Below are 14340 nucleotides of genomic sequence, written 5' to 3'. Positions count from 1 at the left end.
TTATATAATTTCCAGTTGATGTGCAATATGAACCAAATTAGCCCTGTTAGTGGCCGACAACTTATTTCTCATGGACTCGAGATGGTATTCCACACCGCGAACAGTAATATGAAGCTCCTGTGAGATCTCATGGTTGTGGAGCCCGGTTGCCGCCATTCTCAGTGCCTTGATTGCCGTTTGGTTAAATAGGTTATTTTGCCGATAGGGGTTTATCTCATCATGAAAATGCTCAAACAGACTCATCTGAGCTTGTTTAAGTGTGGCCTCTAAACCGGTCAAATTTAATTCACCCTGTGGATGCTTAGATAGCAGGGTAAATCGCCCACTCCAGGCGTCCGATGCAAAGTGTTTCAATGGCCAACTCAGGACGGTATTCACCCCATGACGATTAAAGAGTTTTTTAGCTTTATTCGGCAGACCATTTTCGCACAGAACATAGCAATAGGGGGACTCGAGCCGCAAGGCTTCGGCAAAGTTAATATCTGTAGGCGCGACGCGTGTCACGTATTGTTCGTGTAGCAGCTGAACTGTTGGTGATGAAGCAAGTACGCCACCACGACTTCGAAGTACTCTTCGTGTCAGCAGACTCTTTCGGCTGTTCTGCATATAGTCTTGATAGGCGCTATTAGCAACTCCCTGAAACCAGAACCCACCGAAGCCATGCTCGGCGATAGGAAGCTTTATGCTATTGAGGATGCTTTCAGCCAGTGGCCTGCTTTCGCCAGTCTCAAGCCCCGACAAGCGTGTTAATTTTTCCATTTCCCCACCATCTCGCACCCAATCATCACTTTCTGTGGTCACTTTCAAACCCAATTACAAACCTGAGCTACAAGCCAGAATTAAAATCAGAGTTACAAATTGTTAAACTCGTAACCATAACCTTACTCAAATAGCTTCAACCGATAAACGCTCTTAACGAGGATCTTCTAACTACACAACAGAAAAACAAAATTTAAATTTATCCCCTCCTATTTTGACGCAATTTTGACATGCCTTACTTTATACTCATCTCTCCATTGCCTTAAACACCCGATGTTATGACTGCAAACAGGGCAAGATTAGGTCCATTCATTTGCCGAATCATTATTTGAAAGTAAAAACACCCCAGAGATAACCAACACCTCCCCCAGCGATGAGCCCCTCGGCTAATTAGCTCCTATTCGGCTGCGCCAAACCGTGTCGAGACGCTCATCAACAAATCAAGTTTTGCCGCTCAGAACAAAATGACAGGTTCAAACCACTATTTTATCAATCAAACATGAGCAAAAAACCAAAAACATTCAAGTTAAAATGTAAGACTGACTCAAGCAAAAAATAGAAAGACTCGAATCCTTCACGTTAAAATTGAGACATTTAAAAACATAAAAGCTAAAACAAGAAGTAAACCGAACAAAGTAAAGCAATGAAAAACAACGCAATAAATAAAACAAAGACAAGGTTAAACAATAATTAACCTGCCAGTTATCAATACCTCTTTACTTCTTAACAAAACAGAATAAAATTCGCGCAAAATTTAATTACTACCGATATAACCAAGCTCGAACACAAATACAAGCCAAACACTTAAAAAGACAAACATTAAGGAGTTAAAAGTGGATTTTACAAACGTTGAACAGTCAAAAAGTAGCACATTAGTTCCGGTATCAGGACTGTCATTTTTTGCTGTTGCCTCTGGTTTTTTAATGAGTCTGATCCCACTATCATTACCATCATTCGGGCTCAGTGAGTCTCTGGTGCCCTGGCTGGCCAGTATTTTCTATCTGGGCATACTGATAGGTGCGACCAGCATCCAGAATCTGGTTTCGAGAACCGGGCACAGAATCGCGCTGATCCTCTTTCTTAGCGCACTGATCCTGACGATTATCGCCATGCTGCTCATGCCTGATGCGGTGGTGTGGTTAATTGCAAGGTTCGTTGCAGGATTTGCCGTTGCCGGAATATTCGTGGTGATCGAATCCTGGTTACTGATGGCCGATAGCAGCAAGCAGAGAGCTAAGCGTTTGGGCTTATATATGACATCACTCTACGGTGGCAGCGCCTTAGGGCAGCTGGCTATCGCTCCTGTTGGTATCAGTGGTATCGCGCCATATCTCGCTGTTATCTGCCTGTTGATGCTGGCGATCTTGCCGCCGCTGTTGATAAAGCGTGGTCAGCCGAGCTGCGAGCAGCACCAGAAGATGAAGCTCAGTGAACTGAAAGGCATCAGTCGCCCCGCTATTCTGGGCTGCTTAGTTTCAGGATTACTGCTTGGCCCGATATATGGCCTGATGCCTGTGTATATCAACAACCAGGTTCAGAGCACAGATCAGACAGGTATGCTGATGGCGGTCATCATATTAGGCGGAATGCTGGTTCAGCCTTTAGTCAGCCATCTGTCTAGCCGGATCAGCAAGAGCCTGTTGATGGCACAGTTCTGCTTATTCGGTACATTAGGTATAATTGGCGTGCTGGAAGCGCAGAGTTTTGTGATTATTGCTACCAGCTATCTTGTTCTGGGCGCCTGTAGTTTTGCTTTATATCCGATAGCAATCACATTGGCCTGTGATGCACTCCCGGTGGAGAAGATTGTATCTGCAACAGAGATAATGTTGCTCAGCTATAGTGTGGGTTCGGTAGTGGGGCCATTGTTCGCGGCAAATCTGTCTGATTCTCCCGATGGCATCATCTTCTATCTGGGAGCTTGTCTCATCACAACCTGCATCTACATGTTGATAAAAAGCATGCAGAAGGCACACGGCGAGCAGTGGCCACTGTCCCAGTGATGGGGCATCAATCAGAGATAGGCAGTGATCAGATAAAGGAGAGTGCTATTGATTCACAAGCATTTCCCTGAGTCCCCCGGGAAGCTGTTTGTGTCATTTAATATGTTTGCGGATAACGACTCTTAAATACTTGGCCGAAGCGAAATACCGCTTCGGCCATATAGGTTCTTACTAAGAACTATAGGTTAAATGTTACTCATAACCGTGACGGCTCACTTCAGACCAGTGCTTATCCACCTCCTCCTTGAGAAACGCTTTCTTCTGTTCAGTTAAGGTATCGAGCGATATCCCAACCGCCTTCTGGGCACTCTCCTTGGTGCTGATATCGGGATAATTAACCTCTTTCACCTCAAGCATCTTTAAGATCTCCGCCAGCGCCGTGCGCGCATATTTGGCTTGCTCTATTGCGGTGTCCAACAGCTCACGCCCCTCACTTGGGTTATGGGCATATAATCCATGGGATGCCATGGCAAAATCCCAACGCCATTGTGAATGACGGATAGCCATCAGGGCATCATTGATGATAGGCCAGGTAGCACCGGCATCCCAGGCCGCCTGCGCCTCATAATGAGCCTTAACCAATAATCCTTCTACCTCTCTGGCCTTAGCTTCTATCTCATGTTTACCCGTTTCCAGCGTCTGCATTAATGCCGCCTTATCCCCGTGGCACCCCTGACAAGCTTGAGGGTAATGATCTAACGCCTTACTGACTTTATGGCTGGTAAATTGATTCCCCTTATCATCGCTGGTAGCGGGCATATGACAGGTAATGCAAGTTACGCCCTGCTTGGCATGCTCACTTCGACTCCAATGTTCAAACTCAGGGTGACGCGCCTTGAGGATAGGCGTCTTAGAGATAGGGTGGATCCACTCATAGAAACGTCTGGTATCGTAATACTTCTCGATGTCATCGGCATTGTTGCCAAAGATCCAGGGAATATTGACCTTGTTACTGCGTTCGGGCTGAAAATAGTAGCTCACATGACATTGACCACAGACCTGTGCCCCCTGCATGTTGATATCCTGCTTATCGAACGGTATATGAGCCTTAGTCATGGCGTCTTGCGCATGTGGTCGCGGCAATGCCAGCTTGGCAGAGCCTTTAACATGACAATCGGTGCAGTAAACCACACTTTGAATTTCGGTACCTAAATCGGTAAAATTATTCGCCGAAAAGCCTTCGACACCAAGCTCACCGATTAAGCGGGGAACATCCGGTGATTTACAGGTCCAGCAGCTGGCTGACAGGCCTTTCTTCCCTTCTGCCACCGCCACTCCGGTACGCAGGGTATGAGTAACATCTGCGACGGCAAAGTGATGGCCTCGAGGGCTATGATACTCTTTAGCAAAAGAGGAACCCGCCCACAGAATAACGGCAGCGGGATAACTCGCCAACATATCTTGTCGCTCCGTCTGCTCCGATGTGGCCAGCCAACTCTTATACTGATTAGGAAACTTCTCTTGCATGGCATTATCGAGCTTAGCATCAACAGCTCCTGCGGATGCAGGCATGCTAACAGCAAAGACAGAGAAGCACAGACTCAGAACCGATAGCGCCTTAGTTTTATTTTTTTGTATAGAGATCATTTAAAATCCAACGTTGTAAAACAGATAAATTGTCAGCCAGTATCAACTGAAAAAAAGCCCGTTAATGAGCATCAGCCCGGGCGTCCATCGGCTCTGGGACTACATAGAATTGCCGCATAATTCCAGACGAACATTCCGAAAGCCACCGACCAGAAAGACCCTGCCAACCATAACCACAGCTGAGACTGCTCAGGCAAAAACAGCGGTATCACAGCCCTGAATATTGCCGCAATTGGCAGACAGATAAAGGCTATTGCCATCTTAGGTCCCTCATAGATATTACGGCTGGTATGCCCCAACGACACGCGGGAGATCATAGAGAGGCAGATCCCGGCAAGCGTGCCTATGGCAAACAGATGCAACAGGTGACGATAGGCATTGAGGTCGTTTACGTTCCAGGCCAGCGCAAACAGAGTTATCGGCAAGAATATATAGGCCGAGTGCAGAGACCACAACATGGGCTCTTTCAGGGTCTTATGGGGAAACCAGCGTAACCAACGAGCCAGGTGAAGTGCTCCAGCGGCAATTAATAATACCTGCTCAAGCGCCGAAGGCATCATCTTAGTAATCGCCTGCACCACCAACAGCGCCATCAAAGCAATAAGAGAACGTTCAATGACAGCTATTGGCGTTGGCTTAGTCTGTTTAATCTTAATCGCAGTAAAGAAGGGGATCACACGTCCGCCGACTATGGTAATTAGCAGGCCTAACCACCATAGCATGGCCTGCCAGATATGATTACTTAAGGTGAAATTACGCTCGCTGAGTGCGTAATAGCTGAGAAGGTTAATCCCTAACGCAACCGCCAGCATGATAGGAAAGCCGATATTGTGCCACTGCTTAACTTTATAGATGCAGCGCCACAGCTTAATAGCGGTGAATCCGAGGAACAGAGAATCAAACAACGCCGGCAGCCACAAGGGGATCTCGAAGGGGGCGAGCAGTAACAGGCGGGCAGACAACCAGCAACCGAAGGTGACGGCCAGCGGCCAGCCCTTCATGCCGGGTTGATTGGTCCAGGTCTGTACCGAGGTCAGCAGGAAGCCACACACGATAGCTAATGCGAAGCCGAACAGCATCTCGTGGGGATGCCACCATAATGGCACGACCTTCACCCAAAACTCACTCTGAAACAGGCTATATTGCGGCAGGAACCAGGTCACCAGCCATAAGGGAATATAGAGCATCGCAATGGAGGCACCACCGAGAAAGAAGGGACGAAAACCCAATCGCCATATTGCAGGCGTCTTCTCGGTCTCGGCGGGATCATCAATATTTAACATGCTGGCAGGCTCCTGCTCTCAATCGTGTGCAAAAAAGGGGCAAAACAAAGGACAAAACAAGCATCTTAAATGTCACTTTATAATTTTGCCTTAGTTTATCGGTACACAACCCCCATAACAATTGATAAGCTCCGGGAATCTTATTTCTGTGATCTTCATATTAAAAATAGCCTATCTGGCTGATTTTAAATACCTCTTTATTGACAGTTATGTCTTGAAACCCGAATTAAAACCAAAGCTTAAACCAGAATTGATATCAGAGTTTAAAATAGTCACACGATTTGTGTGGCTGGCTCGATATGAGTCTCTTATACTGCTCCCCCATGGGTTGAGCGCTCCCTACACTTCAAAGACATTTCCCGTCTGGCCCACATGGACGTGGGAAATGCCTGAGTGATATCAGGAATATCACAGCCCTATGGCGCAGATGGAGAGAATGGCGAAAGTGTAAGGAACACTTTTCGGCCATGTACACTTTGATGGGAAAAACTCCCTTCCATCGCTCTGACCGCCATGGAAGGTGGAAATGTGCCAGATGTCGGGAACATCTGGCACCCTGCAATCAGAGATAAGTACATCTGACCTCCACGGATGGAGAGAATGCCTAAAATGTATGGAACATTTTTCGGCCATATACAAAAAAGGCGCCACTCTGGCGCCATATTGGCTCATAATGTCACAACCTTTCATCGAGCCGGGCTTTTACATCATTAATCTCTGATATGGCCTGACCCACAGGTGAATAACGAGCTCTACTCTTCAAAATTCACTTTTATCTTTTTCACATCATGCTGCATCTCAACTGGCTTAGGCACATGGATGGATAACACACCTTTTGCGTATTTAGCAGTGACCAGCTCGACATCCACATTGAAACCGAGCGGGATCTGTCGGTGAAATGTGCCAAATGAGCGCTCTCTCAAGTGATAGCCTTTCTCATCGCTCTCCTGCTCATATTTTTTCTCGCCACGGATACTCAGATAGGTGCCCTGGATATCGACATCAATATCTTTCTCATTCATATCAGGCAGCTCAGCCTTAATCTCAAAGTATTCGCCGTACTCCTTCACGTCGATGGCAGGAATAACATGGTGTTTGTCCAGCCTCGAATTAGGCCAGCTCGATAACCACTCCCTGGAAAAATCATTGAAGATATTATCCATAGCCGATCTGGGATCGTCTCGGTGAAAAATAGATGGGAAAAATGATTTCATAACAATCTCCTTCTGTTAGTTAAACTATGAGTTCAACATCGTCCTGAGTTAAACAATTTAAACTCACCACAAGAATCCGATCGCTTACGCTTTCGGATCCCTCTACTAGAGTTTAGTTCACATGAGGAAAGCAGATAGAATTGTTAGGCTTAATGATGCAAATAAAACCAGCAAAAAAAGAGTGTTTATTAGTCAATATATAGTATGAATTAAGCCAACTCATCTGAAGACAGGAGAAACTCTCAATTTCAGAAAAATTATCGTCCCTTTCTTTGATAGGCCTGACTGATAACGTCAACCTCTGCATAGATAGACTCGATGGTTTTAGCTAGCTGATAGATAAGCCAGCTGTATCCCGTCAGCGCAAACTCCTGTTGTTCATCCCTGTCCAGCGATGCCAATAGCTGCTGATGAAGGTTGAGAGCCATCTGCTGGGGTAACTCAGGTAGCGTATCACGTCGGCCAATGAGAAACTCAGAGAGCTCCAACAGGCTGCTCTGAAGTATCAATGCGATTTGGTTAACCTTTGCATAGGAGGCACTATCTTCATCGGTCCAACGAGTCTGAAGCAGCAACTCCAACAGGGTGATCACCCGGATCTGCTTATTCACCAGGTGAGTTAATACTGACTTATATTGTTTAAGTGTCTTACTCTCCCACTCCAGAGAGAAGAAGAGCTTCTTCTGGGTCAATACCGCCTTCATTGCAGACTCTAGCTCGGGCCTGGCATCGAAAGGCTCCTTCATTGAGGCGGTAAAGTGCTTATCCAATATGACCGCTAATATGTTTGTCGAATGAGCTAACTGGCTGCGCCAATCCTGTTTAGCCTTTATCGGAAACACAAACAGGGAAACAAACACGGCAATAAAACAGCCCAGCAGAATATTGGCCGTGCGCCAGAGCGCCTCAGAGGTATCGTGATGTGCATCGCCGATCACGATAATCATGGTAAATCCCGCGACCAGATAGGCATAGCTGTATCGCCCGGCAGAGATAAAACAGGTCAAGCTGACCCCAAGGATCAACAAGCCCATCAGTAACCAGTAATGCTGAAAACTGACCACCAGCATGACACCATAAGCAGAGCCAATACATGTCCCCACCGCCCTTTGCATCGATTTTTCGATCGCGCCACCCACCTGAGGCAAACTCATCATAATGATCACTATGGTCACCATGCTCCAAACGAAGTGAGGCTGAGCCCAGAAAGCATTGATAATGACGGCAATAAGTAGGGCTAACCCCAATTTCAAGGCATGAATGGCCCGAAAATGACGGTAGATATAATTGGCAAAGGGTGTAGCAGGAGAAAAAACTGACATGATGAGGTAACCGAGAACAAACTGACTTCTATATGTAATTATTGCAGATATTTAAATCAGCGTGGGGACCAGACTATGAAATAGTATAAAACTGAGAGCTTCTCTCTTAATAATCAGCACAGACTTGTGTTGATGTCACATAATCAACTGCAATTCAGCTAGTGCTGCGACTCTTTAAAGCGACTTAGCAATTTGTCCATCGACCCTGTGGATAAGGGTTTTAGCAGGTAGCCATTACACTTGCCTCTGGCATTGAGAATATCGCGTCGATCACTGCTTGATGTCACCATAACGATTTTTACCGATTTCTCGGGCGAGATCATCTTGGCTCTTTCCAGACTTCTGATCTCCTCGAGTGCGTACATGCCATCAAAGAAAGGCATGGATATATCCAGACAGATCAGCTCATAGGGATCGTTTTCGTGCAGTGCAGTTTTGAATATCTGTACCGCTTCGGCACCATTCACAACGGCATCGACACTACCCGACAGAGATAAAATGTCTCTGTTTATATTTCTCGATACCTTATCGTCATCGGCTATGAGTATTCGCACTTGCTACCTCAAAATAATCGTAAAAAATGGTCATCGAATCAATCAACCTACTCCAGAAAGAAGCATGGTTACTTATTGCTCTCAATAATGATTCTTTATAGCGCTCATTGTTTACGATTCATTTTCACCAGACAACACTAGTCGTCTTAATGATAGCTTGTCGCTTTACCCCTGTGACTCGAACTCAGCGAGCCAGGTTTTAAGCAGTCCGTTGAGCAGAGGTTTCTCGGCATCACTAAGCGATAGCATCAACCCTTGCTGAATGTTCACATGCTCTACTATCAGCTCATCGATAAGCGCCAGCCCTTGCCCGGTTAAAGCCACCGACACGCTACGCCTATCCTGCTGACTATGCACTCTGACAATCTGCCCCTTACTTTCGAGGCGATCCAGACGGTTTGTCATGGCACCGGACGTCAGCATCATGGTGGCAATTAACTCAGATGGAGTTAAGCAGTGATCTCCACCCGCACGTCTGAGCGTCGCTAACACATCGAACTCACCCAGTGTCAGACCGTAACGCTTATGGAACGCCGCAATTTGCGTTTCAAGGTGCTTACCTATACGCATCAGTCTGCCTATCAACTCCATCGGCAGAGTATCCAGCTCAGGTTTCTCCTTGCCCCACTGAGCGACCACTCTATCTATTCCATCTATCTCTTTGTTCATATACTCACTCAACCACGAGGTTTAAAGTAATAAGCACTCCCCGTGACAATCGTCATCGGCAGAGTAACCTATTCAAGCTCTCCCTTGCTTCCAACTCTCAACTCCTTACTCTCTATACGGACTGAGCGACGGCTCTATCTATGCCATCTCCCCCGCCTCTTTGCTCATACCTTCAACTACCCAGTCATCTCTTTGTTCGAATACTCTCTCAATCACAAATATAACTTAACACAAAGAATCTTGACGTAAAGATACTTTACAAAATCAAAGCATGAGCGCACACTAATTAAATATCTTAACGTAAAGATACTTATTTTCAGCCCCGCTATTGAGACTCAGAGCATGAATATACTACTGGCCATGATCCCCGCATTTTTCTGGGGAACCACCTATGCGGTGACTCAATATACCCTCCCCGAATGGCCGCCACTGCTGCTCGGTGCGTTAAGAGCCTTGCCCGCAGGGCTACTGCTTCTGGCCATCAAGCCAAGCATGCCCAAGCGATCAGAATGGGGAGTACTCTTCCGGCTCGGACTAATCAATATCGCAGCGTTTTTCAGCTTAATCTTTGTGATGGCGTTAACTCTGCCATCCGCCATCTCCGGTGTAGGTATGATCTCAGTGCCCGTCTTCGCCATGCTCTATAACTGGGCCGTCAATAAGCGCCGCCCTAATGCGATACAAGCTTTCTTCGGCTTAGTATTAATTGTACTGGCCTGGCTGCTATTCGACCCGGGCTCTATCAGTTTAAGCCCAGTTGGATTAATGGCTTTACTCGCCGCCATTCTATGTATTGTCATCGGCAGCTCTATTACCAAGTCTCTGGCCGATCGCATCCACTGGTGGAGTATTTTGACCTGGCAACTGATCATAGGGGGGACCCTGCTGGCCATTGCGGCCGCGGTTCATGCCCTCTTCTCACCCGGTACATATCTGGAGGCTGTACAAGGCTTTAGTTCGGCCAATGGCGCAGGCCTGTTGTGGATAACCCTTCTCAATACGGTATTGGGTTACATCATGTATGTTTGGCTACTGCAGAGAATGACGGTTGTCGACTTTACCTTCGGTGGCATCGCCAACCCGATCGCAGGCATAGTCTCAGGCATGGTGTTACTCAATGAGTCCTTCAGCCCCCATCAGTATCTGCTTATGGCTGGCATGATATTGACCTCACTATTGCCACAGATCATTCAACTAATCAGAAATAGAAAGCCTCACTCCGTCGCAGTTAAGAGCTCCTGAGGTAAAAACGGGATGACTCTCCAGCCCCCATATCTATGGAGGGCTGGCAAATTTAAGCTCCGCCTCCCAAGCTTCACCACATTACTCCGCCCTCAAATGTTCAAACTCCTAAATGTTCAAATTCCTGAAACCCTGAGTTCCAATCTTACTAACTGTCAACATTAGTTAAATACGGTATAATCCGCCTTTGTTTTTAAAAAGTTGAAAAATAAGCTTTGTTTTTTATAAAAAATGAAGCGGACCTGTGACAAATAAACACAGAACATACGCACAGTTACTCAGATGTTGGATACAAAAATGACGATATACCGCAGCTGCATCATGTTAGTTATCTTGGCCGTCACCAGCCTAACGGTGAACGCAGAGGACTCTCTGGTAGAAAGCAGGTTGAAAGATGAACTTTTAACGTCGGAACTTCCCTTCGTTCTCACGCCCCATAAGGTAAACTATATTCTGTTTGCCACCTATAACGATAATCCGAATATCGAGCCCTTTCTCCCGGAAGCTGAGCAGCAAGGCTTTGACCCTGTAATCGATAACGTCGAGGCCAAGTTTCAGATAAGCTTTAAGTTTCCCTTGATGTACAACGTCTTCGGTGACAACGGACACCTGTTTGTAGCCTACACTAACCAATCTTACTGGCAGGTCTATAACAAAGACATCTCCTCACCCTTTCGTGAAACTAACCATGAACCCGAGATCTTCATGCTGTTCAATAACGATTGGGAGATCGCCGGCATGACCAACTCATTCTGGGGCGTCGGTGCCGTACATCAATCTAATGGTCAACCTCAAGGCCGCTCCCGCAGTTGGAACCGCATCTATGGCACCATGATATTCGACGGCGGCCCCTTCGCTCTCGCAGGCAAAGTCTGGTGGCGTATCCCGGAAGATGAGAAGGAGTCGGCTAACGATCCCCGTGGTGACGATAATCCCGATATCGAAGACTACATGGGTAACTTCGAACTCTCAGGCGTCTATGGTCTGGACGAGCACAGGTTTACCATGATGCTGCGCAATAACCTGTCATCACCTAACTACGGGGCGGTAGAGCTCACCTGGAGCTATCCGATAATCGGGAACTTGAGACTCTATACCCAATACTTCAATGGTTATGGTGAGAGCCTTATCGATTACAACGCCCACACCCAACGCATCGGCATCGGTGTCTCGATTAACGATATCCTCTAGAACACTGCCTTAGAAACTAGAACCGGGACATCATGGTTTGCATGATGTCCCGGTTATTCAGCTCATTAAATACAACCAACAAACCGACTTACATACCTTTAGCCATCAAGCCCGCTAAATCACAGTGACCTTCTCAATAACGATCGACTCTCTTGGCACATCGTCGTGACCCGCGACACTGGTGGTCTTGACCTTCTCTATCTTCTTGATGACATCCATACCGGCGGTGACCTTACCAAACACGGCATAACCCCAACCGACATTGGTGGTCGCGGTATGATCCAGAAAACTGTTGTTGGCTAAGTTAATAAAAAACTGCCCGGTGGCGGAGTGTGGTGCATCGGTGCGCGCCATGGCGATGGAACCCACGACATTCTTCAAGCCTTTGTTGGCTTCGTTGACGATACCGGCACGAGTCGGCTTCTCATCCATATCGGCCGTCAGACCGCCGCCTTGTACCATAAAGCCTTTGATCACGCGATGAAATATCGTACCTTCATAGAATCCATCCTGACAGTATCTCAGGAAGTTTTTCGCACTGACAGGGGCGTTGTCGACATCGAGCTCTATAGTGATATCGCCAAGGTTAGTTGTAAAAATAATCATATTCGTTGCCGTTTTCGTTGATCGTTGAACTCAAGGAGTTAACTCACTTGAGATGCAGTAGCTGAGGCCAAACTGTAGCGGCTTTAAGCCTGTATCACCACCAGAATGATAAACTCTTTATTTATGCGCAACTAACATTCCCCCTGAAGCGTTACTGGGATGTAAGCGCTCTGAAACTCAAAATACGACAAATTGATACCGGTTCGTGATTAAGGTAACGTTAATACGGTAAACCTTGAGGACCATCAACATTTTATAGGGGGCCGATGTGGTAATTTTGGTCTCTTATCTGGCATAGAGAAGAGTTAATGAAATCAATCCGGCCTTTCAGAGGCAGTGTAGCAGCCTCACTGTTAACTAAGTTCCTCCTTTTTCTAGCAGTCCTGTTTTCCCCATCGGTATTTGCCAGCACATCGGGAAGTTCAGGGCAGTTATTAGACTTAACTGCCACAACAGCGGGTTATCTCGCGCTGTTTATTTTTGTCTTCTCTTATCTGTTGGTGATGGGAGAGGAAGTTATCCATCTGCGTAAGTCTAAGCCGGTGCTGGTCGCTGCCGGGCTTATCTGGGGCATTATCGGATTTATCTATGTACAAAATGGCATGTCAGAGCTATCAGAGGCCGCCTTTAAACATAACCTGCTGGACTATGCAGAGCTGTTTCTCTTCCTGTTGGTTGCCATGACCTACATCAATGCCATGGAGGAGCGCCAACTGTTTGATGCTCTGAGAGCCTGGATGATCGGGCGCGGCTTTAGCCTGAGAACGGTATTTTGGTTAACCGGATTTATGTCGTTTTTTATCTCCCCCATCGCCGATAACCTGACCACGGCCCTGCTTATGTGCGCCGTTGTCATGAAGGTCGGCGGTATCAACCACAAGTTTATCTCCTTAGCCTGCATCAATATTGTCATCGCCGCCAACGCCGGAGGCGCGTTTAGCCCCTTCGGTGATATCACAACCTTGATGGTGTGGCAAAAAGGGGTCGTTCAATTTTCACAGTTTATAGACCTGTTTATCCCATCACTGGTGAACTACATTGTTCCTGCGACCATAATGAGCCTGTTCGTTGTTAATCGCACCCAAAAGGTGCAAGAGGAAAAGGTAATCATGAAACGCGGGGCTAAACGGATCGTAGGCCTGTTTTTACTCACCATAGCAACCGCAGTGTGCACCCATACCTTCCTGGGGCTGCCTCCGGTGCTGGGCATGATGACGGGACTCGGTTTCCTGCAGTTTTTCGGTTTCTTCCTGCGTATGACCTTCGATAAATCGGTGGCAAAAAAACGAAAACTAGCCGAGAGAGCTCAGGATGAGAAACGTCTTACCTATCTGGGACATGTGGTGCCTTTCGATGTGTTCACCCGCATCGCCAGAGCCGAATGGGACACCCTGCTATTCTTCTACGGCGTGGTATTGTGCGTCGGAGGGCTAGGCTTTATGGGCTACCTGAGCCTAGTGTCCGAGGCCATGTATACCCATTGGGATGTCACCTACGCTAACATCGCCATCGGCGTCCTGTCGGCCATAGTAGATAACATACCGGTGATGTTTGCCGTGCTGACCATGAATCCAGATATGGGGTTAGGCCAGTGGCTGCTGGTCACTTTAACCGCCGGCGTTGGAGGCAGCCTGCTCTCGATTGGCAGCGCGGCCGGTGTGGCCCTGATGGGGCAAGCTCACGGCGTCTACACCTTCGCGGCGCATCTTAAATGGACTCCGGTTATCGCACTGGGTTACGCGGCCAGTATTCTGGTGCACCTCTGGCTCAATGCATCCCTGTTTTAATGGGGCTTTAGTACCGACCAATTCAGAATAGTTCGAATTAAAGCTCTCGAGATCCCACAAGCCTCACCGGTTGCGGGACTCCCTAGATCGTCAGGCTCTGACATCATTAGCTGAATTTACCCC

Annotated in this window: 12 protein-coding genes; 4 read left to right on the top strand and 8 right to left on the bottom strand. The window is 47.2% G+C overall.

Annotation, left to right across the window (positions count from 1 at the left end; translation table 11 throughout):
* Entirely contained in the window at positions 1–759 is a 759-nt protein-coding gene (locus EKG38_RS01375) for a response regulator transcription factor (RefSeq protein ID WP_126517975.1), read from the bottom strand.
* 833 nt (positions 760–1592) lie between these two features.
* Here EKG38_RS01375 and EKG38_RS01370 point away from each other — a divergent pair.
* A complete protein-coding gene (locus EKG38_RS01370; RefSeq protein WP_126517973.1) occupies positions 1593–2762 on the top strand; it encodes an MFS transporter in 1170 nt (389 codons plus the stop codon).
* Positions 2763–2954: 192 nt separating this feature from the next.
* Here the strand turns inward: EKG38_RS01370 and EKG38_RS01365 are convergent, their stop codons facing one another.
* The 6 genes from EKG38_RS01365 to EKG38_RS01340 all read right to left on the bottom strand — a co-directional run bounded on the left by EKG38_RS01365 (position 2955) and on the right by EKG38_RS01340 (position 9391).
* Entirely contained in the window at positions 2955–4274 is a 1320-nt protein-coding gene (locus EKG38_RS01365) for an ammonia-forming cytochrome c nitrite reductase subunit c552 (protein ID WP_246033068.1), read from the bottom strand.
* Positions 4275–4420: 146 nt separating this feature from the next.
* Positions 4421–5632, bottom strand: a complete 1212-nt coding sequence (locus EKG38_RS01360; RefSeq protein WP_126517969.1) for an NnrS family protein — start codon at positions 5630–5632, stop codon at positions 4421–4423.
* 752 nt (positions 5633–6384) lie between these two features.
* Entirely contained in the window at positions 6385–6846 is a 462-nt protein-coding gene (locus EKG38_RS01355) for an Hsp20/alpha crystallin family protein (protein ID WP_126517967.1), read from the bottom strand.
* Between the two features lie 257 nt (positions 6847–7103).
* Positions 7104–8168 (bottom strand): FUSC family protein, encoded by a 1065-nt coding sequence (locus tag EKG38_RS01350; protein ID WP_126517965.1) that lies wholly within the window; start codon positions 8166–8168, stop codon positions 7104–7106.
* Between the two features lie 158 nt (positions 8169–8326).
* On the bottom strand, positions 8327–8722 hold the full coding sequence (locus EKG38_RS01345) for a response regulator (protein ID WP_126517963.1): 396 nt from the start codon (positions 8720–8722) through the stop codon (positions 8327–8329).
* 165 nt (positions 8723–8887) lie between these two features.
* On the bottom strand, positions 8888–9391 hold the full coding sequence (locus EKG38_RS01340; protein WP_246033047.1) for a MarR family winged helix-turn-helix transcriptional regulator: 504 nt from the start codon (positions 9389–9391) through the stop codon (positions 8888–8890).
* Between the two features lie 342 nt (positions 9392–9733).
* Here EKG38_RS01340 and EKG38_RS01335 point away from each other — a divergent pair, with 342 nt between their 5' ends.
* Positions 9734–10633 (top strand): DMT family transporter, encoded by a 900-nt coding sequence (locus tag EKG38_RS01335; RefSeq protein ID WP_126517961.1) that lies wholly within the window; start codon positions 9734–9736, stop codon positions 10631–10633.
* A 297-nt stretch (positions 10634–10930) separates the two neighbouring features.
* Positions 10931–11824: a phospholipase A gene (locus EKG38_RS01330; RefSeq protein WP_126517959.1), complete on the top strand. Its 894-nt coding sequence runs from the start codon at positions 10931–10933 to the stop codon at positions 11822–11824.
* A gap of 114 nt (positions 11825–11938) precedes the next feature.
* Here the strand turns inward: EKG38_RS01330 and EKG38_RS01325 are convergent, their stop codons facing one another.
* On the bottom strand, positions 11939–12430 hold the full coding sequence (locus tag EKG38_RS01325) for a peptidylprolyl isomerase (protein ID WP_126517956.1): 492 nt from the start codon (positions 12428–12430) through the stop codon (positions 11939–11941).
* Between the two features lie 308 nt (positions 12431–12738).
* On the opposite strand from EKG38_RS01325, the gene nhaD reads away from it, so the two are divergent.
* On the top strand, positions 12739–14217 hold the full coding sequence (gene nhaD / locus EKG38_RS01320; protein WP_246033046.1) for a sodium:proton antiporter NhaD: 1479 nt from the start codon (positions 12739–12741) through the stop codon (positions 14215–14217).
* The last annotated feature ends 123 nt before the right edge of the window (positions 14218–14340 follow it).

Source organism: Shewanella canadensis (genome assembly GCF_003966225.1).
Taxonomy (GTDB): Bacteria; Pseudomonadota; Gammaproteobacteria; order Enterobacterales; family Shewanellaceae; genus Shewanella; species Shewanella canadensis.
Note: the sequence above shows the minus strand (reverse complement) of the source record. Positions and strands in the feature narration are given on the sequence as shown.